This window comes from Rivularia sp. UHCC 0363 (genome assembly GCF_034931125.1).
Classification (GTDB): Bacteria; Cyanobacteriota; Cyanobacteriia; order Cyanobacteriales; family Nostocaceae; genus Rivularia.
The window spans coordinates 1-23,656 of sequence record NZ_JAYGHM010000004.1 but is presented as its reverse complement, the minus strand read 5'-3'; the positions used below and the strand labels follow the sequence as shown (position 1 = coordinate 23,656).

The window sequence follows — 23,656 nt, the reverse complement described above, 5'->3', positions numbered from 1 at the left end:
TGATGATGTACCGATAAAACATCAGCCATCATAAGAGTGTAGATTAGATAAGGAAAATGAAGAACGATGAAAACTCTTATAGAAGCTAATAAGTTAGCAGAAACCACTTTATTGGTTTTATCAATGACAGGCAAGATCAACAATGGTGTAGGTAAGAACAAAGAGGATGTTTTAGGTTTTGATTATGTGGTTAAATCTGAGAAGAATCAATGCTTAAAATATTATGCTGCTAATCCACCGCTAATAGGTCTGACCAAACCTGAACCTGTGCCATGCCCTCTGGGAATTCGAGTTATCAAAGATTACAAGGTTAATTATGAAAAGGCAATTGAAATTTTCCACACTATGAACTGTGGCGATGCTTTTACAGATATTGCTTTGTCTTGGCCATTAACCCCAGAAGTAAGTGAACCTGTATGGCATATTCATACTAATTTGGGCAGTGTTGTAGTTATTGGTGCTGATTCGGGCAAAGCTAGCTGCGAGAAATAATTCAACTTTGCTTATCATGTATGATTGCTGCTCTTTGCTTTGAGTATAATCAGGCGATCGCCCGTAGCAGAATCTAACCTTGACAGTGCGATTAGCTTTGGTAATAGTGCTACTGCGCTAATCGCACTTTTTTATTAATTCAATTGGTGCATTTATTTGAAAAAAAGCACCTAACTCAAAAAATCCAGAAATTACACTTTGGAATCGTCTTGAAAGTGTAAAAGCTCAAAAACGGAGGAATTAACTATGGAAGAAGAAACCAAAGATAAATGTGAATCTCAAGAAGAGAATCAATCTGAAAAGGAAGATAACCGCCTTCCTTACGAACCACCAAAATTACGCAAGCATGGCAAAGTAAATGATACTACTACTTTGGGTCAGTTCTATAACGGATTGCCTGATAATCCCTTTTTCCTAGAGAGTGATTTCAGTTTTGCTTTGCTATAGCGTGTATCAGTTAGTTAGAAAATAAGGTTCTAACTCAAAAAATTCAGGAATTGACGACCCAAATCGTCTTAAATATGTAGAGACGAAAGACTGAGCTTAAATGTCAGTTTGTTCGGCTTCTACAAAACTTTTTGAACTACTCAATTCAAAGGAGAAAATTATGTCAGAAGCAACTCTAGAAAAAGGAATATCCGGAGGATGGACTTCTTTTAGTTGTGAAATAACTAAACAAGCATCTGAAGTATTTGAAGCAGCTTTTAAAGGTTTTGTTGGTGTATCATACAGCCCAGTAGCATTTGCCACTCAGGTTGTTGCGGGAAGGAACTATAGCTTTTTTTGTAATGCAAAAGCTGCATATCCTAATGCCCCCAATCAAGCAGCTATAGTTGATATATATCAGCCATTAGATGGATCTGCTCATATCACTGGAATCAGAATGATTAATGATGGGACTTCCAAAAGATAAACTATCCCATACATAATCACATTTAGTAGGTTGGGTTGAGCGTCGAATACTTTGCTTCATCATTGGAAATATGCGGTAAAGCTCAACCCAACAAACTCTTCGGAAAGACTAATCTGTATCAAAATGCAAAACGTATTTTGTAGAGTGCGTGACGGCAACGATAAATTATTAATCATAACGAAAAATGTTAATATTGCCGTCACGCACCATTTTATTATTCCGAATTATTCAAAAAATAAAACTAATTAAATCAACCATTTTCCGGTGATTGAGAATCAATAAGTCGTTGAAATTCTTCCGGAGAATTAACGCGCTATTGTTTCCACAACCAAATTTTCCAAAACCGCCACATCATCAATTTTATTAATATTTTATACTAAACTTTCCCGAAGTTTACCAAAACGTTTTTGGGTAATTAGTAGGTTGGATTACGACATACAATAAACTGTAAACTCAACTAACAATCTCCAATGCGTCATCACCCAACACCTACCTTAAATTACCTTTCAAGCACTCTTGGCGCGGGAGCTGCGGACACAAAGCCAGTTTGCTCGCACCACTTAGTACACTCACTACGGCTGATAATGATAGCGACAAGAAATAATTGTGAAGTAATCATCATCTACAGCATAGACAAGACGATGGGTGTCATCGATACGACGCGACCAAAACCCGGATAAATTTTCTTTCAAAGGTTCAGGTTTTCCAATTCCCTCGAAAGGGAGGTTTTTAGCTTCTTTTATCAGTTTATTAATTCTTTTTAAAGTCTTTTTATCTTGACTTTGCCAATAGATATAATCTTTCCAAGCCTCATCAGTCCAGGCTAATTTGCGATTACTCATCTAGTAGGCTTTTCTCTACTACCTCACCTTGCTTGTACTGAGCAATGGAACGCTCCAAATGAGCTGCATTCGCCGGAGACTTCAATAAATAAACTGTTTCAAGCAAGCTATTAAAATACTCAAGAGACATAACCACAGCGTCGTCGGCATCTCGCCTAGTAATTATAGTGTAGTCCGCGTCATTTACAACTTGATCTAATATGGCTTTGAGTTTGTTTCTTGCTTCGCTAAAGGTTACTACTCTCATTTGCGCTTACCTGTCCGCTTACTTGTACAAGTATAGCACGGTAAGATGTGTTAGTTAGAGCAAATTCTATTAGGAATTGCCGCAACTGGCACATTTTTCCGGTTCTGGGTGTGTGACTAGTTCGTAGGGTGCGTGACGGCTACGAGAAATTATCAACAATAACAAAAATTGTTAATATTGCCGTCACGCACCATTCTTTTATTCCGAATTATTCAAAAAATAAAATCAATTTAATCAACCATTATCCGATGATTGAGAATCAATAAGTCGTTGAAAATCTTCCAGCGATTTTTCTCTTTGTTTTCCTTCCTGTATCCCCTCTTCCTTAATTTCCCGGTAAACTCTTGTTTCCTTAAGTGTAATTCCTAACATTTCTTCTACCTCCCGTTGGCTCTTGTTTTCAAACTTGTAAACCATTATCGTGGTAATTAACTCTATTATGGCGCGATTTGCTGGTTGAGTTTCTTCTTGCTGATTCCTCTCTAACAAATACCTTGCTTCTTGAGTTGCTTGTTCATCCTCTAGGGTAGTCAACACCATCAACGCTACCCATACAGGTAATTGGCGAATATCACCCAATTCATCCAAATAAATGCGATTTACCTGCGAACTATTGAGTAGATTGGAATAAGGAAGAATATCACTTTGCTCAAGATTTCGGGATGGGTAAATTATCGCTACTTGGAAATTACTAAATCTGGCACGATTGCGGTAGAAATATAGGTAAGATTCCGCAAATACCCGCTCATAAAGCACCTCGTCTTTTTGAAACTGCACCTCGCAAAAGTAAACAACCCCAGGATTTTCACTTTCAGGTGGGAGAAATACCCCATCAATCTCAAATTTTGGTTCTTTAACAGCTACCGAATCAAATCTATATTCATCTGCATTTTCTGGTGGGTTTGTCAACAATTCAAACAATAAATTTGGGTATTGTTGAAATAGTTTATAAAAAATTGAATCTCGACGCATAGAGGTTTTTACTTGTAGACGCACTTAGTACAGTTTCTCAAGCGAGAAGATTGCACCATCTTAATTTTAACTAGTAGGGTGCGTGACGGCTAAGATAAATTATCAACAATAACGAAAAATGTTAATATTGCCGTCACGCACCATTTTATTATCCTGAATTATTCAAAAAATAAAACTAATTAAATCAACTATTTTCTAATGATTGAGAATCAATAAGTTAGTAGGTTGGGTTGTTAGCGTCAGCGTTGCGAAGAAATACGGATTGTAAGCGTTACTCAACCTACCTACAAGTTGGAGGAATATTCCCAGATATTATATCAAGCAAAGTTTATCGAACTTGCGATCGCTAAGGATTTTGAAATCAAACGAAATAATTTTCATACCTTCGATAGGCAACGCCTATATTATGATGTAATAGTAGACTAATTTATTTAAAATTGAGTTAATATGCATCAAGTCGATATATCTCAAGCTACAAATTCTCCTGAAACTTTCTAAGCTTACTATCGAGCGGTCAATGCTGATGTGACGCTTGCGTAAGTCGAATAGAAGTTTCACGATTATAGCAATTTAAGTAATAATAGGTTTGTGAAGTAAACATGACCCAGTAGTATTATGACTTTGGTTACTATTCCTAAGCGTTATCTTGTTTCTGAAGATGAGGAATCGATTGTACTAGATTTACCGGAGTCAATTCTAGTATCATTGCAACGGGATTATGAAAAGGTAAAAAAAGCTAAGGGAATTCTTAAGCATCAGAAAGAGGCAATGTTAGCTCATCTAGATGCGGTGCGTGGGGAATGGGAATAAACTATTTCTACGATACAAATATTTTTATTTATTATTTGGCGGGAGACGAGACGGCTTCTGAGTTATTTACTAGTACTTTTCTCAGTAATAATCATGTCGTGACATCGCCGATTGTGCGGATTGAGCTACTTTCTTTTTCTAGTTTGTCAGATCGAGAGGCAGAAGTTATTGAAGATTTATTAAGTCAGTTTGATTCGATTCCAATTTCTAGAAAAGTTGAAAACAAAACAATTGCTTTAAAGGGAGCAACGCGATTTTGTGAAAACCAGTGCGATCGCCAATTAAAAAAATTCAGTAATATCAAAAAAACATACAGACAAACAAGTAAATATACATATTTATTTAAAAGAGATGTGCCGCAGAGCGGCACATCTCTAAAGGTTATAGATATAAAGCCAGCAAAAAATACACCTTTTAAGGGTGCTTATGATTACATAATATATAAAAAAAGAATGTTTGGTATAATTTATCCAATCTGTATCGGCTTAAGGAGTGCAGTTAAAATAGAATCGCAGAATTTATTCCAACAACCAGCAATCCATTGGCAACGAGCGTGTAACATAATTTCAGCATTATTTTTGAGCCAAAACTTGCTGTTTCCTTTCATTCGCAAATTAACAGCTTGTCGGATTAAACTTTCAACTGCACCGCTACCAATAGGTAATTTAAGAGATGAGATTTTATGGTAGTTAAAGCGCCCTTCTTTATTACCTTTAATAAAATAATTGATTTCTCTATCTAAATTTTTACGACGCTCACCGCTAAATTCCAAACTTAGCTTATTCATGTCTTGAATAATGGAGTTTATCTTACCTTTTTTTAATGCAGAACGAGTTTGTTTAAACCATTTTTTGCGCTCTGCCTCTTGAGAAAAACTATTATCTGCGAATACTTGTAAATGTTCTGTGGCATGATAAAAATCTAACAATTGATAAGTTTCTAGTGGGCAATTTAATTTTTTAAGAAGTGGAGGAATGTGTTTCCATATCCACTCGGCTCCATCCGCAATTAATAATACTTGCTGTGCTTGATTTATTCCTAAACTAACAAGATACATTTCAAGGATTTTTAAAAATCCTTGATAATCTTCATAAGTCCCATCGTTTATAATTGGAATCTCACCATTTTTTATTTTTTTGCCTTTTTTATCAACTGTGTAAATAGTCAAAACCTTTGGCTCAATCCATTCTCCAGTAAAACCATGCCTATTTGTTTTAGAGTTTTTACGACCTTTTTTATCAATACGAATCCTAGTCCTTCCGCCATCAGCAGCTATCACTACTCGTTGGTCTTTTAATATATTGCCTGGTATCAAATTGCCAATTTTAAGATTAAATATTTTTGATTCACGTAAGCTCAATCCTATTTTACCAAAACAATAAGTTAATCGTTCTATACGTTTTAAACTAATATTAATGCCCCAATCTATTAATGTTTGATGTGCAGCTTCAAATGATGAACTTATTGCACCGTATTTAGCAATATTTGACCAAACTAAAGGAGTAATTCCTTCTTCCATTCCTAACCATCTTAAAAAAGGACAAAACCCTTGATTAACAGCCCTACTTGTTTTACTATTCTTATTATTACGTTCTACAACATAAGGCAATGTGAGATTCAACTCTACATTCCCTATAGTTAGTATTTGGCGAGTTTTATATCCATGATTTTTAGTTTTTGCACGCCACCATGCTTGTGTTTTCTTATTTGATGTATTGATAGCAGTTGTATTATGAGAAAGATTATATAACAGAATTGCTATACATTGCCCTGCTAAAATTAAAGCAATATTCCTTATTTTTTCTTCTTTCTCTTTTATATTTACTCCATCCCAATTTTCAACATCAGTCAATTCTAAAATTTTCGTAACATTATCTTTGAATTCTTTCACAGATTTGTTTAAATCTAAAGTTGCATATATTTTATTCATTTTGGTAAGTACTCCCTAACGAGGGGTTTTGAACAGAAAACCCCGTTCCAATAGGGAATCTTACCTTTTTTTGTTCTTAAAGAATAAGGAGTTGCAGCTTCGCTGCAACTCCTTATTCCTAATGCTTATGTATTTATACATAATATAAACGTATTAATTATTGATTCTTGTTTAAGTATAGGTATGGCGATCGCACTGGTTTTCACAATATCGCGTTGCTCCCTGCTTTAAAGCGGTTCGGCAAAATCAAGTTACCAGATGCGGTGATTGCTGCGACAACTCTATGTCAGGAAGCGGTTTTGGTAACTCGCAATGTTCGTGATTTTAAAGGTATTGCAGAACTAAAGTTAGAGAATCCTTTTGGTGATAATTGAAAAGTTTTGGCAACCAAAGTCAAATTGTAGCTATTTATGCTATTTATAGTACATTGCCACTATATCATCGTGATCCATACGATAGATTCTTATTGCACAAGCAATGATAGAAAAAGTTTCAATTATTAGTGCAGACGTTGCATTTGATAGCTACGAAGGTAAGTAGAATCTGGTAATCATTTGTCTCAAATTTATGCAAAATTAGCTACCATAAAAATTTTAATAGCAGAAACCTTGGTATTATTGGGTTATGTCCTAATGTCCTGACGGACACGCGCTCACCGCACGCTCCGCTAACACTAGCGTTCAACCCAACCTACTAACTAACTTGTCGAACTAAGATAAATCAGAAAAATCAAAAAAGCCATCGAAATTAGCAGGAGCCAAATAAGTCGAATTAGTCGCATCATTTACTTTGCCGTGCTTGCGTAACAATGGCGGTTCGTAAAGTAAACGATTATCAAGGTTTTCAGGCTTTTGTCGTTCGGGTTGATTAAATTTTTTAATTTCGTCAGCCGCAGTTAAAATTTTATGTTTTTTTAATACCGCTGCTGTCAGTAATCCTTCTTCTATTAATTCTTTAACTAGCACAGTTATATCCTGACGTAACTTAAAATCGTCTACCAGATAAATTTCTGATAGCTGCTTCATTACCGTCTCCACCTTTTCCTTGGCAGTTAACAACAGCCAAACCTTACTTCCTACAGGATTTAAAGTGTAGTAAGATTCTGAGTCTATATTTAATATAACCACCTCACCATTAACTTCTTGCGCGAAGACGTTTTCTGGGATGGATAATTTTTGATTAAGAATAGAAGTTACTTGATTCATAATATTTAGAAATTTGGTTTAGTTTGTAAAATAAGGAAATTTCGGGGGGTTTTTATTTCTCCTCCCTTCCTACACTCTGCTCTTTACTACTAACGGTCGCAATCAATTCATAACGATCGCTATCATCTTTACCCTTGTTATAGTAATAATCGTAATAACCGGAATAACTCGGCTTATAACCTTTGACACCGTTAGCTACAATTCCTAATAAATTAATATGGGAAAGCTCCAAGTCTTTTAACACCTGTCTGACTGCTGGTTTTTCTGTTTTATCCAAACCAACTACCATCATTAAACCATCTGCTTGACTTGCTAAATATTTAGCATCCGCGAAACCATGCAAAGGAGGAGTGTCAATAATTACTAAATCATATTTAGTTTGAAAATCTAGCAGCAAGTCTTTCATCTTACCAGAAGCCAGCAACCGCGCCGGATTGGGAGGTGTTTGTCCTGCTGTGAGGATAGATAAATTTTCTTCTTCGGGTAAAGTCTGAATTAAATCCTGAGCTTCTGCAACACCGGAAATAGCGTTAGATAAACCCCACGTATTCGTCAAATCAACATAGCGGTGAATGGTAGGATTACGCAAATCTGCATCTATGAGCAGAACTCGCTTACCCATCGCTGCTGCAATTTTAGCTAAGTATAAGGAAGTAGTAGATTTACCTTCTCCCGGTAAAGCCGAACTAATAACTAAAGATTTCAGCGGTTTGTCGGGTTCGAGAAAATCTAAATTCGTCTGTAGCGATATATAAGCTTCCCAATAAGCAGAATTAGCCAAAGTTCCATTACGAGATAGCTGAGTTGGGGCTGTTTTTAACTGTTTGTGATAAGGAATTGTCCCCAAAAAGGTTTGTCCCGTATCATTTTGCAGTTCTTCTGGGGAGTGGTATTTATTATCGAGTTTTCCTACAATAATCGCAACTCCTACTCCAGCTAACACACCAGCGATTCCACCTAAGAGCAAATCGCGGGGAAGATTGGGTGATATTGGTTTTCGTGGTGCTTCAATTAAAGAAATTACTTGCCAAGGAGAAACTTTTCTTGCTGTCTCAATTTGGAGGTTTTCTTTAGCGGTGAGAAATCGACCTAAACTTTCGTTAGCAATTTCTAAATTTCGACTCAAATCTGTATATTGACGAATAACTGCTGCAAACTGCTGTAAGTCCTTACGAGTCTGGTTTTCAATCGCAGCCAAATATTTTAGTCTGGTTTGCAATCCCTGTAATTGAGTCGCTGTTTCAATTAACTTCTGGGTAAGTAGTAAGCGACTCGATTGTTGAGCAGAAATTGCTGGAAGTTGCTTGAGTTCTGTAATATTAAGTTCTCTAAGAGTTTCAACACCCAAAACAGCTACAACTTCTTGTCTAATTAAAGATAATATCCGCTGTCTTTTTTCCAGTAAATCAGCAATAGCCGGATGTCCATTTGTTAACCTGGTTGATTCAGTTGCAAGTTTATTCTCAAGCTCTTGGAGTTGTTGTTGCAGAGCTAAATAACGAGGTGCATCACTTAAGATCGAGATTACCCGCGCTTGCTTGATATCTATCCCCAGTTCTTTTTGTAAGCTGTTAAAACTAGATTCAGTCTCCCCCAGAAGAGTCAAAGCTTCTTGTTTTTGCTGTAAAGCATTTGCCAAACGTTCGCTTAAAATTTGACTTTGCTGTTCGGGATCTACAAGATTATACTTACGTCGAAATATCTGTAGTTCTCCTTGGAGTCTGTCTACACGCTTTTTCAAATCGGGTAGTTGAGTGTCAACTAGCTTTTCAGCTTGAGTGGTGCTACTTTTTAATTTATTTAAGGAATAATTAGTATAAGCCTGTTTGAGTTGGTTTAAAATAAATTTGATTTTTTCTGGATCGGTATCTTGATAACTAACTTCTATAATTGCAGTTTCTTGTAAATGCTTCAGCTTCAACTTTTTAACCAGTTTGTCATAATCCAAATCAGCATAGCGGCTTTGAATTTCTGGTAACAGTGGAGATATTACCTTATAACTGGTCAACACCTCCATTTCCGTCTTAAAATCTCGAAACTGCGGTGGGATAAATGATGTCTGTCTTTGTTCCGAGAGCGGGTTGAAACCACCTTCGGCTGTTGAGTCCAGAAACAATTGGAATTTTTGGCTGTATATCGGTGTCTGTAACCATCCCCTGTACATCACCCCACCAGTTATAAAGACAGCAATGGGGATAATTAAAAACAAACGACGACGCAGCACCGAAACCAACTGACGAAGTTCCCAAGGGTCAACTCGTGATTGTTGTGAAGGAATTTTTTCTAAAGATTCAGTCATGCGATCGCACTTTTAAAATTACATTTAATTAAAGTTATGCTATAAGAGCATATTTATTCGTGATAGATGACTGTTCCCAGGTCAAGCGTAATTACGGAATCCAAATAGAGATAAATAGTCGGTATTAGTCTAAATAAAACGATTGCTTACAGGCTTCAGTGTTTGCACGTAAAAAAGAATTAACTTATTGAAAATTTAACGTAAAAATACTTATAAAAGGGAATAGGCTAATAAGACTGGGGAATTTAACCAATTTCTTCTACAATCTCTGACAAAGCTGAAACGCGAGTTTTTCTGCTAAATACGTTAGCTTGATAAACCTTCTTATTTGTCATATCTAAACCAGTTAACCAACCGCTTTTGCTGTCATAAGCACCCGTATCGATATCCAACCAACCTTTTCCTTGTACCAGTTTTCCCGGAACAACACCCCCGAATTTAAAAGTTGGTGTATGACCTGCAATAATTAACTTATTGGGAAAATATGGTTTACTCATGCTATAAAAAGGCTGACGAATCCAGCAAAATTCTTTTTGGGTTTGCTTATCTAAAGCAAGTTGAGGATTAACACCTGCATGAACCGCCCAAATGTCTCCCAAATCTAGATATAGTGGTAAATTAGAAAACCATTCCAGGTGAACGGGTAGCAAAGAGATGTCCGATTTAAGATAGCTATCTATGGTTTCTTTATAGGTACAAGAAGCTTTTTCAATAGTTTTGTTAATAACTTGTTTATCTTGGAAGTAATCTAAAAGCATTTGCTCGTGATTGCCCAATACGCAATAATACTGACTTTTTCGCACAAATTCTACTACTTGAGCGCTTTTGGGACCCCTGTTAATCAAATCTCCTAAAAAGTAAACTTGGTCGTTGCTTTGGGATGATATTACATTCAACAAAAGCATCAAACCGTCGTAGTGGCCGTGGACATCACCAATAAAAATTCGTCTACACATTGGTTAATCTTATCTTTTTTCTAAAGGAAACCACATCCATCGTAGTAGGGGTTTAGCAGTGCTAAACCCCTACATATGACTAATAAAAAAACTCTCAACGTATAATTACCAATATCTTTCCAAAAATGTTACAACAAAATAGATTATGAATGTAAAATAAATCACATAAAGGCTGTTGCCGTTGCTAACTTAGATTTTAAATCACAACAATTCTATGACTAACTTAATCCGCAATCGTTTAGAAATTAATCATGCTGTAGAAAGAATTATTCCGGAAGAGGAATTAGATGGTATTTTATCCATCCATCTTAAGCGTTATCAGTTTGCTGCTTATTACTGTCAAAATAAAAAGGTACTTGATGCTGCGACTGGGGTTGGTTATGGTGCAGACTATTTAACTCAAGCAGCTTCTCAGGTTATCGGGATTGACATTGACCCTGTTGCAATTTCTTACGGACAAAGTAAATATAGTAACAGTCGTCTCCAGCTTCAAGTTGCAGATGTCGCTAATACAGATTTTGCTGATTGCGAATTCGATGTAATTTGTTCTTTTGAAACCATCGAGCATTTACCCGATATTCCAGCTTACTTACAAGAAATGGTACGTTTGCTAGCTAATGACGGAATCTATATTGTCTCCACACCACAAGTACCTCAAACTAACCATAATCCTCAAAATCCTTATCACACCGTAGAATTGTGCCGTAATGATTTTGAAGCTTTACTCAAAAAGTATTTTGGAGAAATAGAGATATACGCTCAACGTCGTCGTCAGTCAGAATTGCACTACTGGTTGACGAAGATTGCAGATTTCACTGGTATTAGAAAACACTTAGCTAAATTAAGTAAATTGCGCCAGTCTACTAATAAAGTTTTAAAAACTACTACTTTCGAGGATATGTCCCTTGACGATATTTTAATAACTAAAGTAAAAATAGAACGGGCTGATGAAATAGTTGCTGTATGTAGATATCCATTGAAGAAGCAGGGAGACAAGTAAATTTAATGAATCAGAAAATCCAGGGTAGAAAAATCATTTTTTTTGAATTAAACGAAGTTCCTTGGCAGATAATTGATTACTATATTCAAAAGTATCCTGATTCAGCTTTAGCTCAAAAGCTACCTCAATGTTACCAATATGAAACTCATGCAGTAGATTATGTTCTTTCTCCTTGGATAACTTGGGCTACATTGCATCGAGGTGTTACATCTACTCATCACACGATTCACCATTTTAATCAGAATCTAACTAGAATTAATCAAGAGTTTCCCCCTATTTGGCAGATACTATCGAGTAATGGTTTTTGGACAGGGGTTTTCGGTTCTCTGCACAGCTACCCCCTACCTAATAATTTAGATAACTATGCTTTTTATGTGCCGGATAGTTTTGCTACTAACAGCGAATGCTTTCCAGAAAAACTTTCTGTCTTCCAAGAGTTCAATCTGGCAATGACAAGGAATTCCGCTCGTAATGTGTCTACTAAATTTCCCATAGAAGCTACATTTAAACTGTTAACTCATCTTCCTGCTCTTGGTTTGAGAATTCCAACGTTACTTGATACAGCAAATCAAATCTTAACAGAACAGTTTAAACCTTACAGGAAAAATCGCAGACGTACTTATCAAGCTGTTCTTGGTTTTGATTTATTTCTCAAACTACTTAAAACTACTAAACCCGATTTTACAACTTTTTTCACCAACCATATAGCTTCATCTATGCATCGTTACTGGGCAGCTGCATTTCCCCAAGATTACAAAAAATTTGGCTATAACAGTGAGTGGGTTTCTAGATATAAGGGTGAGATTGATTTTGTGATGAGTAAATTTGAGCAATCTTTTACTCAACTAATACGCTTTGTAGATAGTAATCCCGAATATACACTTTGGATAGCATCGAGTATGGGACAGAGTGCAACTACTGCATGGATGGTTAAAACTCAATTAAACTTAACCCATGCAGCAAAATTGATGTCTGCTTTAGATATTCCCGATGATGCTTGGTGTCAAACTCCTGCGATGTTCCCTGAATTTGGCATTGTTGTCAAAGAAGAATGGGTTGAGCAGTTTCGGAATCAGCTAGGTAAGTTATCTATCGAAGGAAGATTAGTAGAATTTGCTCAAAAAGAAGATGGTTTATTTGCTGTATTTTTTGGTCAGGTAAATTTACCTCAGAAAAGAATTACAAATGCGTTATTCAAAGGACGTTCGGTACCTTTGGAACAACTTGGTTTAGAAAATATTTTAATTGAAGATGAAACTAATACAAATGCTTATCATGTAAAAGAAGGTTCTCTATTGATTTATGACCCTCAAGACACTAAGCACAAGGAAACTAGAAAACAAATTTCTTGTTTAGAAATAGCTCCGATGATTTTGCATAATTTCTCTGTTAATATTCCTGATTATATGAGTCAATTACTAAAAATAAATAGTCATCGAGAAAACTATGTAAATGTAAGATAACTTGATTAATTACTTTTTTAAAATCAGAACATTAAGGATTGAAAAAACCTTACTAGACGCAGAGAACGCAGAGGGAAGAGAGCGGAAGGAAGTAATTTTTCAAAACAGTATTTAATTCATATCAATCCAAAATCCAAAATCTAAAATGTCGTGACTCAAACCTATCAACAAGTTCATAATCCAACTCAAACAAATCAATGGTTAACTTGGCTACCCACCTTTGGGTGGCTTCCTTTTGCTTTAGCAGTTAATAGTTTTATTATTCCCCCAGGAACAGCACTGGCTTATTGGGGAAGATGGACGGGATTAGCTATTTTAACTATTTACGGTTTCTTTAATGTATTTATTTCTGGAAAATGGCAGCGCAATCATTTTGACCGTTTCGCATTTTTGGTATTTACAGTAATTACAATTAGTACGGCTTATGCAGATTTGAATGGTGTACTCTATGCGGCAGATTTTTATGAAACGGGTATTTTTAAAGCTGTTTCTTTTCTACTAGCTTATTTATTCTTAACTTGGGGGGTACAAAGCGTACTTAATTCTTTTAACGATGCTACGGCAATTATTAAAAATTTAGTTTACAGTGCTACTGTTATTTATACAGTAGGATTAATCGGAAATGCACTTAGAATAATTCCTGTTTTGATGGGCGCTCCTAGCGGTATATTTTTTAATCCAAATGCCACCGCAGCCCTTGGTATTGTTATTTTACCTTTATCTATCTGGTTTTCATCCAAACAGAAACCTTGGGGAATATTTAGGTTTTTCCCAACACTAATTATATTTACTGCAATTATTATCAGTGGCGCAAGAACTCCTTTACTTGCCTTAAGTATATTATTTCTTTACTACCTGATATGCTGGTCTAGATATAAAGGCACAGAAATGTTAAGTATTTATGGTATTGGTACAATAGCTATTAGCGCTTTACTGATATTAAGTATAGATTTTTGGGAATCGTCTTTATTTAATCAATTATATGAAAGCCTGACTACTTCTACAGGTGCAGGTATTACTAGTTATCGTACTAATTTACTTTGGCCTTTGTTTATTGAAAATATTTTATCTTCGCCAGTTTCGATATTAATTGGTAATGGCTGGGGAAGCGAAGAAGCTTTATTGTTGCACAAGTCTTCACAAAGCATTTTCTTTGAACGTTTGTGGGTAGGAACCGCTCATAATGCTTATATTGGTTTAACATACCAAATTGGTTTAATTGGTAGTTTATTAACATTTGTTCCTCTATGGTCGATTGTTATTAATCAAATTAAAGAGAGTTCAAATTATAGTTCAAATTTTATAAATAAAGAGCATTTTGAATTTAGGTTAGCAGTTACAGCCGCTCTTTTAGCTGAATTATGTCTTTGCTTTTTTGAATCAGGATTTTATAATATCGGTTCTGCACATTCATTACCCGGTTGGCTGGTAGCTTATATAGCAGTAAGAACCGCCACATTTACAAATTGATTATAAGTATTAACGCCCCGCATATTTACTTTGTAATTCCCTATTTCATGAAAGTACTTCACGTTATTCCCTCACTCAGCCCATTTCTAGGTGGTCCCACTACTGTAGTAATCAATTTAGTCAAAGCTTTACTCAACAACGGAGTTGAAGCCCAAATAGTTACAACGAATCACAACGGTTCAAAACCACTTGATGTTCCTTTATACGAAAAAATCGAGTACGAACAGGTTCCTGTTTGGTTTTTACCTTACTTTTCACCACCCATGAAAGAGTTTATCTTTTCTCCTGCTTTGACTAAATGGCTGTGGCAAAATATCAAGAACTATGACATTCTCGATAACCACTATCTTTTCTCTTATGCTCCGAGTTGTGCTGCGGCGATCGCCAGGTCGCATAATATTCCCTATACGATTCGGACTCAAGGACAATTAGCACCTTGGGCATTAACTCAAAGTAAGCGAAAAAAGCAAATATATTCAATGCTGGTTGAACGTCACAATCTCAACAATGCAGCAGCTATACATTGCACTTCTGATACTGAAGCCCAGGATGTGCGTAAATATGGGATTAAATCAAGCATTGTTAAATTACCTTTGGGTGTAGAACAAGTGGATATTAATCCTCAAGCGGTGGGGCAACTTCATTCTGTATACTCCATCTCCCCTCATACTCCGATAATACTGTTCCTCTCTCGGCTCTGTCATAACAAATATCCGGATATGTTAATCAAAGCACTCAGTCTTATAAATGCTGATTCGCTTGACTTTCATCTGTTAATGGCAGGTACGGGAGAGCCGGATTATGTCAAATACTTGAAACAACTTGTAATATCTTTGAACTTAAGCGATCGCGTCACATTTACTGGTTTTGTGCAGAACGAGCAAAAGAATTTATTATTGCAAAGTGCAGATTTGTTTGTTTTGCCATCTGTTTCGGAAAATTTTAGTATAGCTACAGCAGAAGCAATGGCAGCAGGAATACCTGTAATTGTGACTCCTGGAGTACAGCTTGCTTCAGAAATCATCGCAGCTAATGCTGGGTATGTGGTAGAGCAAGATATTAATGCTTTGTTTCAAGGTATATCTGACTTACTTAACTCCCCCAAATTAAGAGAAGAATTGGGAGAAAACGGCTCTACTTGGGCAAGCAATCGTTACTGCCCCAATTATATTGCGACTAATCTTACCCGCATATATAAAGCCATTATTAACAAAAGTGGTTTCTGTGAATCTGAAGTTTCACAAGTTCAAGAATACGGAAGTATTAATAATTATTATAAAACTGAAATGCCAAGATATTGATTGCATTATGGTGTCTGGAGCAGGAAAAAAAGCTAATTTCTTAGAGAAAGAAGGATTAAAACTCATATTTTCTTCTACCAAGTGATACCTGTTTAGCCATAGCTTGGGCAATTTCTTTATAAAAATCATTAGAATTCATTTTGAGTAAACTTCTTGCTTGAGCTTTTGCATTAGACATCTCCGAAAAATAATTAAGCTCTGATAAAATAATATAAAAGGGTGTATCAGTAGAATCTTATGAGTACAGTATTGGAGTATATTGAAAAGAATCCTCACGAATCACAACGTTTACTTGGCTTGCAATATGATCAATTAAAGCGACTTTCAGAAAAAGCCATAGAACTACACAATTATAAACTTGAATTAGCTGAATCTAAAAAAGTAAGAATTATTCGAGGTGGAGGTGGTAGGAAAACAAAATTATCACCATCTGAGCAAGTAATATTAACACTAACATACGGCTCTACATTTGACAACATTTCAGTTACTCGGTATTCAATTTGGAGTTAGTGAAAGTACTGCAAATGATACATTTAATTATTGGTTTCCATTATTGAAAGAACTCCTACCCTCAAGTTTACTTGAAGAGGTAAAAAAAAACTCCAGCGATAGCGAGATTGTCAAAGAAGTTTTGACAGAATTTGAGTTAATAATTGATACCTATGAGCAGCCAATAGAAAGACCTGGAGACTACAAAAAACAAAAAAATATACTCAGGTAAGAAAGTAAATTATACTCTAAAAAGCCAATTAATCGTTTTACCAAACGGCAAAGATATCGTTGATGTAGTTGCAGGAAAACCGGGTCAAAAAAGCGATATTAGTATGTTTAGGGAAAGTCAAAAAGGTTTTGACCCACAACAAAAATTTCATGGAGATAAAGCATATCAAAGTGGAAAATCAATAAAAAAACCCAAGAAAAAACCTAAAAATAAATAATTAACTATTGAAGAAAAACAGAAAAACAAAGACCTAGCGTATGAACGAATTTTTGTCGAACATTTGATTCGTTTAGTAAAGATATTTAGAGCCGCTCAAGAAAGATTTAGATTAAACTCACGTAAATATGAACAGATAATTATGACTATTTGTGGACTTGTTAGATTGCGGATAGGTACATTTATTTTATAGTTATAAAAAAAGCAAATATGTCAACAATAAATTAGCTTACATAGATACTATTTTTCTGCTAGTGCTTGATAGCAAATATCTCAAATGCCTATTTTCACGTACAAAGCAACTACCTTTGCAATTCGGCGTTCTGCTTGCAGCAGCGCTGAACGCTATCGCAATCTAAAAAGTAGTGGTAGTAGGATTTTGGTTGTTTTCGGAGATGTCTATTGTCCAGGTTGGTACAAAAGAGTAATTAAGGTTGTTGCACAAGTACTAGCAAAGGTCTTATTATCAGGTTGAAAATTGATCCAAGTGTCACAGCACCCTACAAAAAAATATGCCAGTTGCGTAAGTCCTAAAAACGACTTTTGTTAGTTAATAAAGTTAAAATAATTGCAATTATAATCCAGATTAATGTAATTGGCATACAGTCACCACTAAGAAGCTGCCAGTAATATCTAAATATTAAAATATAAAGTTAGGATTCCCAAAAATTTGGGTGTTCTATCAGTTGATTAAATATTGCTATTCTAGACTAAAATGTAGATGTTTCGATTACGGGAATTCTCTAGCGGTAAGTTCTATCAAACGGTAAAAATTCACTGCGAAGAGTGGCAATGTCTAAAAATAATCACGAATCACTCCGAATTGAGGAACTGTACAAATTAAAGCCAGTACACTTTGCTGACTTGATTAGAACTGCACAATTAGTTTTTGACCCCAGTAAAGGAATTACTGGAATTGAAAGACAAATCGATTGGAACGATTTTGGTATTCCCGATAATATTGCGGAAAATCTACATTTACTCGGTGAAGAATTTCAATACTCATCTCCCCATGCACCTGTAGATGAAATTTGGAAGAAGTTAACGGAAGAAACTCGAATTTGGTTTGTTGAGAATAAGGATAGGCTCTGGTCTATTGATGAAGCTTTCCCGGCTTTGGATGAAGATTGAAATGGAGAGAAAAAGTCAGGACGGAAGTTATAAATTCAATATTGAAGAATTGTAGCTGTTACTGGTTTCTGACTATTGAAAAGACAAAAAGCGCTTGGGAGTGTTGCCGTGTTTCCACCCCAGGCGCTCTTTGCTTATCACTTACTCCTCACACACAAATATACATTAACACTAGTTTTTTCAATGTACAAGTATGTTGGGTGACAGTTTGAAAATTGATCCTGTTTCCTAATTATTAGCGATCGCAATAAAAGACTACGCTGCGAGCTTAATACTCAAAACTAATGACTGATAAAATTAAAAGCAAAAAGCGTTCGGGAGTGTTGCCGTGTTTCCACCCCAAACGCTTTTCACTTTGCTCCTCACACACACAAATATAGATTAGCACTAGTTTAATGAAATGAAAAGCATTTTAGAACACAATTTCAAAAATTCATTAACTTTTGTGGTATAATTTCAATGTAAAAAATGCCTGTTGCCGGTAAAGACCATTGTTAAGCCTAGTTCGTTAGCGGCTTTGATGGAGTCTTGGTCTCTTAAGCTTCCCCCCGGTTGAATAATCCCACTAATCCCCGCTGCGGCTGCGGTTCGGACTGAATCATCGAAAGGAAAGAATCCGTCGCTAGCCATAAATCCGCCTTTCGCGCTCTCTCCAGCTTGTTCTAGAGCGATTTTTACCGCACCGACGCGGTTCATTTGTCCCGCACCGACTCCTAAAGTAGTACGATCACAACTGATAACAATAGCGTTTGATTTGACGTGTTTGCAAACTTTCCAGGCAAATAATAATTCTTCTATCTCTTTTTGATTGGGTTTTTTCTCAGTAACTACTTGCAATTTATTGCTGTCAGTTAAAACATCGTCGGCTGCTTGCATCAGAAAACCACCAGCAATGACTTTAATGGTTTGTTTGGCTCCACTTTGTAAATCTGGTAGGATTAATACTCGCAATTTGGATTTAGCGGCGATAATTTGCTTTGCATCCTCTTCACAACCTGGTGCAACTACGCATTCTAAAAATGTTTTGGTTAATTCCGTTGCTGTAGCTGCATCAATTGGTTGATTTAAAGCGACAATTCCCCCAAAGGCAGAAATTGCATCGGCGTTAAAGGCTTTGTGATAAGCTTCTACCAGAGTATTTCCCAAAGCTACACCGCAAGGATTGGTATGTTTGAGAACTGCGGCTGCGGGAGTGTCGCTAAACTCCGTGATGATACGTCTAGCAGCTTCTAGATCGACTAAATTGTTATAACTTAGTTCTTTTCCTTGTAATTTAGTTGCAGCAGCCCATCCGCTCGGAGTCGTTCCAGTATAATACCAAGCAGCGTTTTGATGAGGATTTTCACCGTATCGTAGGGATTGTACTTGTTTTCCTGCAAGGCTGAATTGTTGAGGATCTTGATTCTCAGGAATTTGCTTACTTAAATAAGATGAAATTGCTTGGTCGTATTCAGAAGTATGTAAAAATCCTTTTAAAGCAGCCCGTTGACGGAATTCTAAAGACGCTTCACCGTTATTACGCAACTGCTCTAAATATTCCCCATACTGCGTCGGGTCGCATAACACTGTAAGATAAGCAAAATTCTTTGCAGAAGCTCTTAACATTGCCGGACCACCAATATCGATTTGTTCGATCGCTTCGGGTAAAGTAACTCCCTCTTTGGCGATCGTTTCTGTAAAAGGGTAGAGATTTACAACGACTAGATCGATCGCCCGAATTTGATTATCTTGCAAATCCTTAATATCTTGAGAATTATCTCGTCGTGCTAAAATACCCCCATGAATTCGCGGATGTAAAGTCTTTACCCGTCCACCCAAAATTTCCGGAGAACCTGTATAATCGGCAACTTTAGTAACAGTTAATCCGGCATCTTGTAAAACTTTTGCGGTACCTCCACTGCTGATAAATTCAAAGTTAAACTCTTGTTGTAAACTTCGAGCAAATTCTACTAAACCTGTTTTATTCGATACACTCAGCAGTGCGAGACGCGCCATAATTTATAACTTTCCTGGAATTTTAATTTATTAGCAAAGAATATTTTAAAACCAAGCAGGCACTTATAAATACTAAATTTTTTAGGGAGTAGGGAGTAGGGAGTAGGGAGTAGGGAGTAGAAAGTAGGGAGTAGGGAATTGGGAATTGGGAATGGGGAATGGGGAATGGGAATTGGGAGTAGGAGGAAAACCAATTTTTTTCTTCTCGTTACATAATTTGTATAGTGCAACTCGTTTTTTGCTATAGATTAATTTAGACCCACCCTACTATTGAGTGATTGATGACTGATGGTTAAGGCTTTGGATTTTATCGACGTACCGCCAAAAATTGGGGAAACTGCAACGGGATTAATTGTCATTTTACACGGATGGGGTGCAAATGCAGAAGATGTAGCATCTATAGTACCTTTTTTACAGTTGCCACAATATCATTTTGTGTTCCCTAATGCACCTTTTCCTCATCCTCATTCTCAAGAAGGCAGAGCATGGTACGACCTGAGTAGGGATAATATGTATGAAGGATTAGTAGAAAGTCGAAAATTGCTAATTGATTACCTGCAATCTTTAGAGAATAGTACCGGGATACCTTTAAAAAGAACAATTTTAAGTGGTTTTTCTCAGGGAGGAGCAATGACTTTGGATGTAGGATTAAAGTTGCCAGTAGCGGGATTAATTTCGATGAGTGGGTATTTACATTCAGATATCCAAAATATTGAAACTCCGGCTACAAATTTTCTAGCACCAGTGTTAATTATGCACGGGAAACAAGATCAAGTTGTACCTTTACAAGCTGCTCAAAAAGCACGAGATGCATTAGAATTAAAAGCAGTTCCCTTGGAATATCGTGAATTTGATGGAGGACATCAAATTAGTTCTCAAATGCTGGATGTCGCACGTACTTTCGTTCTTGGCAATCTTACCTAATTAAGGTTACAAAGACTTTACAAAGTACGGTAAATTTCCGGAAGAAAATTCACGTAATTTGCGTCTACTAATGAGTAATATAGATTGGGTGGCTGCGTCAAACGCAATTAAACCCAGACTGGATGGTGTTGCTACTTACGGGAGGGGCTAAAAATGAAGACTTTGACCATTTCTAAAACCGATATCGCCACCATGACCGAACAGGAAGTGGATATATTGGCTACACGTCTGGAACAAGATAACTACAGTAATGCTTTTGAAGGCTTGAACGATTGGCATTTACTAAGAGCGATCGCCTTTCAACGTCCCGAATTAGTAGAATCCTACATCCATCTTTTGGATTTGGAAGCCTACGACGAAGCATAGACAATTGTCAATTATCAATTATCAGTGAATGCTGAATAATTTTTCAGAAACACTTACTGCAAGGCTGATATGGCAAAAAATTGAGCTTTTAAGCAAAATGTTTCTTTTAGTTATTTAAGCATTTGTTCTCGTCCTCCGGGCGCTGATAATTGATAGTTGATAGTTGATAATTGATAAATGTCTAATCCAAACTTGAAACGGGTGTTGATTGGTGTTGGTGGAGGTATCGCTGCTTATAAGATTTGTGAAGTTGTTTCTACTCTGTTCAAATCCGGGATAGAAGTACGCACAATTCTAACTAATTCCGCACAACACTTTATCACACCCTTAACTTTTTCTACCCTTTCTCGTCACCCTGCTTACACAGATGAGAATTTTTGGCAACCAACTAATCGTCCCCTACATATAGAGTTGGGAGAATGGGCTGATACTATCTTAATTGCACCATTGACGGCGAATACTTTAGCAAAGTTAGCTTACGGAATGGCTGACAATCTTTTATTAAATACCGTTTTAGCTTCGACTTGTCCCATATTACTTGCACCAGCGATGAATACCGATATGTGGGAGCAGGAAACGGTACGGCAGAACTGGCAAAATATTTTGACTTTTAGCCGTTTTCATGGTATGGAAACGGCATCTGGGTTATTAGCCTGCGACAGAGTTGGTGCGGGAAGAATGGCAGAACCCCAGGAAATAATTACTTACGTACAGTCGTTGTTAGAAACTAAGGGAAAGCAAGATTTTACGGGCAAGCGAGTATTAATTAGTGCCGGGGGGACGCGAGAATATTTAGACCCCGTGCGATTTATTGGTAATCCAGCTACGGGAAAAATGGGGTTATCCTTGGCACAAGCGGCATTGCATCGCGGTGCGGATGTGACTTTAGTCTGCGGTGCGGTGAGTTGGGATATACCCTTGGGAGTGCGGGGTGTAAAGGTAGAGACATCAGAAGAAATGCGATCGCAAATGTTGCAGTATTGTAGTAACGCGGACGTAATAATTATGTCTGCGGCTGTCGCGGATGTGAAGCCCAGGGAATACAGTTTGGAGAAGTTAGCAAAAAAATCGCTTCCAGAAGCTTTACCTTTGGAAAGGGTAGGAGATATCATTGCGGAATTAGCGAATTGTAAACAGCAGCATCAAAAATTGATTGGTTTTGCAGCCCAAACCGGGGATATAGTGACTCCAGCGAAAGAGAAATTGCAAAGAAAGAATTTAGATGCAATTGTTGCGAACCCCATAGATCAAATTGGTAGCGGTTTTGGTAGTGATACAAATAAAGCGATATATATAGATAGGGAAGGGAAGGAAGTTGAAATTCCGATCTGTTCTAAGTTAGAAATGGCGCATCGGATATTAGATTTAGTTAATTAATTTCACTATTGGTACAGCTTCCCAAATATTGCACTTCGCAATCAACAAAAACGCCCTCACCCTCGAAGGGTGGGGCTACGGGAACAAAGCCCGTCTTCACGGGCTAAGATTATTATGATGTAGGGTGCGTTACAGATTAAGCGATCGCGCACCGCTAATAGTGAATATTTAATAATTGCAACCTAATGACAACTAACAAGTCATCGATAAAAAATAATAAGAATATTCCAATTCCCGGACATCCTTTAGCAAAAATTGCTGGTAAGTTTGGAGGGGAATTTTGGGAAAGCACTTTAAAGAATATTCAGGATTTTAGAGAGAGGGAAAAGCAAGAAATTAACGATTTTTTAGACAATGAAAATTAAAGCGGTAATTTGGCAAGAAGATGATGTGTGGTGCGCTTCTGTACCAGCTTTACCTGGGTGTCACACTTGGGGTAATAGTTACAACCATTTGTTAGAAATGCTCGAAGATGCTATCCAAGGTTGGTTTGAAGTTGCGAGTTTAACTGAGTAAATATATTAAAAATCGTATCAAGCCGACATCAAACCCCGCTTCGGTTGGGGAATAATACGTCCTAAATCTTGAGCAGTTTCAATCCACTCTTGCATAATAATTTCTACATTTTGCAAAGCTTCTTGATAAGTTTCGCCGTCAGCAGCACAACCAGGTAATTCTGGTACTTCTGCGATAAATGCTTGGTCATCTTGACTGTAATAGAGGATTATTTTGTAGCGAAGCGTCATTTTGTTCTCCTTCTCCTAACTGATACTTCAGAATCACTTCACGAACTTGTTTTACCTGATATACCTTCGCTTTTCCTTTTTTGGGTTGTAGATTTAAGATTTCTTCAACGTCTTCTCTTGTAAAAATGTGATGACTTCCACGGATGCGTTCATCAAAGCCTAAGTTTAGTAATAGTTGGCAAAGTTTTTCAAATGAAATATTTGCATCAGATGCACCTGATAGGATTTTAGCTAATAACTTATCTTGTTGTGTCACAAGTTTTGATATTCCCTGGTTTAA

Annotated in this window: 28 protein-coding genes and 2 pseudogenes; 19 read left to right on the top strand and 11 right to left on the bottom strand. The window is 36.7% G+C overall.

Translation table 11 applies throughout. The features are described from left to right. The first annotated feature begins 66 nt into the window (after nucleotides 1-66). The 3 genes from VB797_RS03430 (at nucleotide 67) to VB797_RS03420 (ending at nucleotide 1,405) form a co-directional block, all read left to right on the top strand. The gene (locus VB797_RS03430) at nucleotides 67-492 is read left to right on the top strand and encodes a hypothetical protein (protein ID WP_323236220.1); all 426 of its coding nucleotides are present in this window, start codon (nucleotides 67-69) and stop codon (nucleotides 490-492) included. A gap of 246 nt (nucleotides 493-738) precedes the next feature. Further along, nucleotides 739-939 (top strand): DEAD/DEAH box helicase, encoded by a 201-nt coding sequence (locus tag VB797_RS03425; protein ID WP_323236219.1) that lies wholly within the window; start codon nucleotides 739-741, stop codon nucleotides 937-939. A gap of 160 nt (nucleotides 940-1,099) precedes the next feature. Then, nucleotides 1,100-1,405, top strand: coding sequence for a hypothetical protein (locus VB797_RS03420; RefSeq protein WP_323236218.1), 306 nt, complete (start codon nucleotides 1,100-1,102; stop codon nucleotides 1,403-1,405). A 572-nt stretch (nucleotides 1,406-1,977) separates the two neighbouring features. Here VB797_RS03420 and VB797_RS03415 read toward each other — a convergent pair. From VB797_RS03415 to VB797_RS03405, 3 genes are all read right to left on the bottom strand, one after another. Further along, nucleotides 1,978-2,247: a Txe/YoeB family addiction module toxin gene (locus VB797_RS03415; RefSeq protein ID WP_323236217.1), complete on the bottom strand. Its 270-nt coding sequence runs from the start codon at nucleotides 2,245-2,247 to the stop codon at nucleotides 1,978-1,980. Beyond that, nucleotides 2,240-2,494 carry a type II toxin-antitoxin system prevent-host-death family antitoxin gene (locus tag VB797_RS03410; RefSeq protein ID WP_323236216.1) on the bottom strand — a complete coding sequence of 85 codons (255 nt, stop codon included), beginning with the start codon at nucleotides 2,492-2,494 and terminating at the stop codon, nucleotides 2,240-2,242. The genes VB797_RS03415 and VB797_RS03410 overlap by 8 nt, the downstream gene beginning before the upstream one ends. 234 nt (nucleotides 2,495-2,728) lie before the next feature. Continuing rightward, nucleotides 2,729-3,466 (bottom strand): Rpn family recombination-promoting nuclease/putative transposase, encoded by a 738-nt coding sequence (locus VB797_RS03405; RefSeq protein ID WP_323236215.1) that lies wholly within the window; start codon nucleotides 3,464-3,466, stop codon nucleotides 2,729-2,731. Nucleotides 3,467-4,081: 615 nt separating this feature from the next. Between VB797_RS03405 and VB797_RS03400 the strand changes: the two genes are divergently transcribed. Together VB797_RS03400 and VB797_RS03395 are read left to right on the top strand one after the other, a co-directional pair. Then, the gene (locus VB797_RS03400) at nucleotides 4,082-4,276 is read left to right on the top strand and encodes a hypothetical protein (protein WP_323236214.1); all 195 of its coding nucleotides are present in this window, start codon (nucleotides 4,082-4,084) and stop codon (nucleotides 4,274-4,276) included. Further along, nucleotides 4,267-4,482, top strand: a pseudogene (locus VB797_RS03395) (PIN domain-containing protein); the annotation flags it as partial. The gene VB797_RS03400 and the pseudogene VB797_RS03395, both read left to right, overlap by 10 nt. Nucleotides 4,483-4,742: 260 nt before the next feature. On the opposite strand, the gene VB797_RS03390 reads toward VB797_RS03395, so the two are convergent. Further along, complete coding sequence (locus tag VB797_RS03390) at nucleotides 4,743-6,206, bottom strand: ISLre2 family transposase (RefSeq protein WP_323236213.1); 1,464 nt, start codon at nucleotides 6,204-6,206, stop codon at nucleotides 4,743-4,745. A gap of 167 nt (nucleotides 6,207-6,373) precedes the next feature. Here VB797_RS03390 and VB797_RS03385 point away from each other — a divergent pair, with 167 nt between their 5' ends. Then, on the top strand, nucleotides 6,374-6,580 hold the full coding sequence (locus VB797_RS03385; protein ID WP_323236212.1) for a hypothetical protein: 207 nt from the start codon (nucleotides 6,374-6,376) through the stop codon (nucleotides 6,578-6,580). A 336-nt stretch (nucleotides 6,581-6,916) separates the two neighbouring features. Here the strand turns inward: VB797_RS03385 and VB797_RS03380 are convergent, their stop codons facing one another. From VB797_RS03380 to VB797_RS03370, 3 genes are all read right to left on the bottom strand, one after another. Further along, nucleotides 6,917-7,411 carry a PqqD family protein gene (locus VB797_RS03380; protein WP_323236211.1) on the bottom strand — a complete coding sequence of 165 codons (495 nt, stop codon included), beginning with the start codon at nucleotides 7,409-7,411 and terminating at the stop codon, nucleotides 6,917-6,919. Between the two features lie 52 nt (nucleotides 7,412-7,463). Then, on the bottom strand, nucleotides 7,464-9,710 hold the full coding sequence (locus tag VB797_RS03375; protein WP_323236210.1) for a GumC family protein: 2,247 nt from the start codon (nucleotides 9,708-9,710) through the stop codon (nucleotides 7,464-7,466). A gap of 245 nt (nucleotides 9,711-9,955) precedes the next feature. Beyond that, nucleotides 9,956-10,666, bottom strand: a complete 711-nt coding sequence (locus tag VB797_RS03370; RefSeq protein ID WP_323236209.1) for a metallophosphoesterase family protein — start codon at nucleotides 10,664-10,666, stop codon at nucleotides 9,956-9,958. 214 nt (nucleotides 10,667-10,880) lie between these two features. Between VB797_RS03370 and VB797_RS03365 the strand changes: the two genes are divergently transcribed. The 4 genes from VB797_RS03365 to VB797_RS03350 all read left to right on the top strand — a co-directional run bounded on the left by VB797_RS03365 (nucleotide 10,881) and on the right by VB797_RS03350 (nucleotide 15,900). Beyond that, on the top strand, nucleotides 10,881-11,666 hold the full coding sequence (locus VB797_RS03365; protein ID WP_323236208.1) for a class I SAM-dependent methyltransferase: 786 nt from the start codon (nucleotides 10,881-10,883) through the stop codon (nucleotides 11,664-11,666). Between the two features lie 5 nt (nucleotides 11,667-11,671). Further along, on the top strand, nucleotides 11,672-13,129 hold the full coding sequence (locus VB797_RS03360; protein WP_323236207.1) for a hypothetical protein: 1,458 nt from the start codon (nucleotides 11,672-11,674) through the stop codon (nucleotides 13,127-13,129). 150 nt (nucleotides 13,130-13,279) lie between these two features. Continuing rightward, nucleotides 13,280-14,599 (top strand): O-antigen ligase family protein, encoded by a 1,320-nt coding sequence (locus tag VB797_RS03355; protein WP_323236206.1) that lies wholly within the window; start codon nucleotides 13,280-13,282, stop codon nucleotides 14,597-14,599. 47 nt (nucleotides 14,600-14,646) lie between these two features. Beyond that, on the top strand, nucleotides 14,647-15,900 hold the full coding sequence (locus VB797_RS03350; RefSeq protein WP_323236205.1) for a glycosyltransferase: 1,254 nt from the start codon (nucleotides 14,647-14,649) through the stop codon (nucleotides 15,898-15,900). A gap of 55 nt (nucleotides 15,901-15,955) precedes the next feature. Here VB797_RS03350 and VB797_RS03345 read toward each other — a convergent pair whose 3' ends face one another. After that, on the bottom strand, nucleotides 15,956-16,078 hold the full coding sequence (locus VB797_RS03345) for a hypothetical protein (RefSeq protein WP_323236204.1): 123 nt from the start codon (nucleotides 16,076-16,078) through the stop codon (nucleotides 15,956-15,958). 291 nt (nucleotides 16,079-16,369) lie between these two features. Between VB797_RS03345 and VB797_RS03340 the strand changes: the two genes are divergently transcribed. The 4 genes and pseudogenes from VB797_RS03340 to VB797_RS03325 all read left to right on the top strand — a co-directional run bounded on the left by VB797_RS03340 (nucleotide 16,370) and on the right by VB797_RS03325 (nucleotide 17,968). Next, nucleotides 16,370-16,621, top strand: coding sequence for a transposase family protein (locus VB797_RS03340; protein ID WP_323236203.1), 252 nt, complete (start codon nucleotides 16,370-16,372; stop codon nucleotides 16,619-16,621). Next, nucleotides 16,584-17,030 (top strand): annotated as a pseudogene (locus VB797_RS03335) (transposase family protein). Before VB797_RS03340 ends, VB797_RS03335 begins: the two are co-directional and overlap by 38 nt. An 84-nt stretch (nucleotides 17,031-17,114) precedes the next feature. Further along, complete coding sequence (locus tag VB797_RS03330) at nucleotides 17,115-17,312, top strand: hypothetical protein (protein WP_323236202.1); 198 nt, start codon at nucleotides 17,115-17,117, stop codon at nucleotides 17,310-17,312. A 317-nt stretch (nucleotides 17,313-17,629) separates the two neighbouring features. Then, complete coding sequence (locus tag VB797_RS03325) at nucleotides 17,630-17,968, top strand: hypothetical protein (RefSeq protein WP_323236201.1); 339 nt, start codon at nucleotides 17,630-17,632, stop codon at nucleotides 17,966-17,968. A 456-nt stretch (nucleotides 17,969-18,424) separates the two neighbouring features. Here VB797_RS03325 and purH read toward each other — a convergent pair whose 3' ends face one another. Beyond that, entirely contained in the window at nucleotides 18,425-19,963 is a 1,539-nt protein-coding gene (gene purH, locus VB797_RS03320) for a bifunctional phosphoribosylaminoimidazolecarboxamide formyltransferase/IMP cyclohydrolase (RefSeq protein WP_323236200.1), read from the bottom strand. A 288-nt stretch (nucleotides 19,964-20,251) separates the two neighbouring features. On the opposite strand from purH, the gene VB797_RS03315 reads away from it, so the two are divergent. The 5 genes from VB797_RS03315 (at nucleotide 20,252) to VB797_RS03295 (ending at nucleotide 23,146) form a co-directional block, all read left to right on the top strand. After that, the gene (locus tag VB797_RS03315; protein ID WP_323236199.1) at nucleotides 20,252-20,887 is read left to right on the top strand and encodes an alpha/beta hydrolase; all 636 of its coding nucleotides are present in this window, start codon (nucleotides 20,252-20,254) and stop codon (nucleotides 20,885-20,887) included. 153 nt (nucleotides 20,888-21,040) lie between these two features. Then, nucleotides 21,041-21,253 carry a DUF2555 domain-containing protein gene (locus VB797_RS03310; protein ID WP_323236198.1) on the top strand — a complete coding sequence of 71 codons (213 nt, stop codon included), beginning with the start codon at nucleotides 21,041-21,043 and terminating at the stop codon, nucleotides 21,251-21,253. Between the two features lie 177 nt (nucleotides 21,254-21,430). Then, entirely contained in the window at nucleotides 21,431-22,630 is a 1,200-nt protein-coding gene (gene coaBC / locus VB797_RS03305) for a bifunctional phosphopantothenoylcysteine decarboxylase/phosphopantothenate--cysteine ligase CoaBC (RefSeq protein ID WP_323236197.1), read from the top strand. Between the two features lie 185 nt (nucleotides 22,631-22,815). Then, nucleotides 22,816-22,995 carry a hypothetical protein gene (locus VB797_RS03300; protein ID WP_323236196.1) on the top strand — a complete coding sequence of 60 codons (180 nt, stop codon included), beginning with the start codon at nucleotides 22,816-22,818 and terminating at the stop codon, nucleotides 22,993-22,995. Beyond that, nucleotides 22,985-23,146: a type II toxin-antitoxin system HicB family antitoxin gene (locus VB797_RS03295; RefSeq protein ID WP_323236195.1), complete on the top strand. Its 162-nt coding sequence runs from the start codon at nucleotides 22,985-22,987 to the stop codon at nucleotides 23,144-23,146. The genes VB797_RS03300 and VB797_RS03295 overlap by 11 nt, the downstream gene beginning before the upstream one ends. Nucleotides 23,147-23,163: 17 nt before the next feature. Here the strand turns inward: VB797_RS03295 and VB797_RS03290 are convergent, their stop codons facing one another. Both VB797_RS03290 and VB797_RS03285 read right to left on the bottom strand, forming a co-directional pair. After that, complete coding sequence (locus tag VB797_RS03290; RefSeq protein ID WP_323236194.1) at nucleotides 23,164-23,376, bottom strand: type II toxin-antitoxin system HicB family antitoxin; 213 nt, start codon at nucleotides 23,374-23,376, stop codon at nucleotides 23,164-23,166. Further along, nucleotides 23,333-23,656 (bottom strand): type II toxin-antitoxin system HicA family toxin (locus VB797_RS03285; protein WP_323236193.1); only part of this gene is annotated, 324 nt, incomplete at its 5' end. The genes VB797_RS03285 and VB797_RS03290, both read right to left, overlap by 44 nt.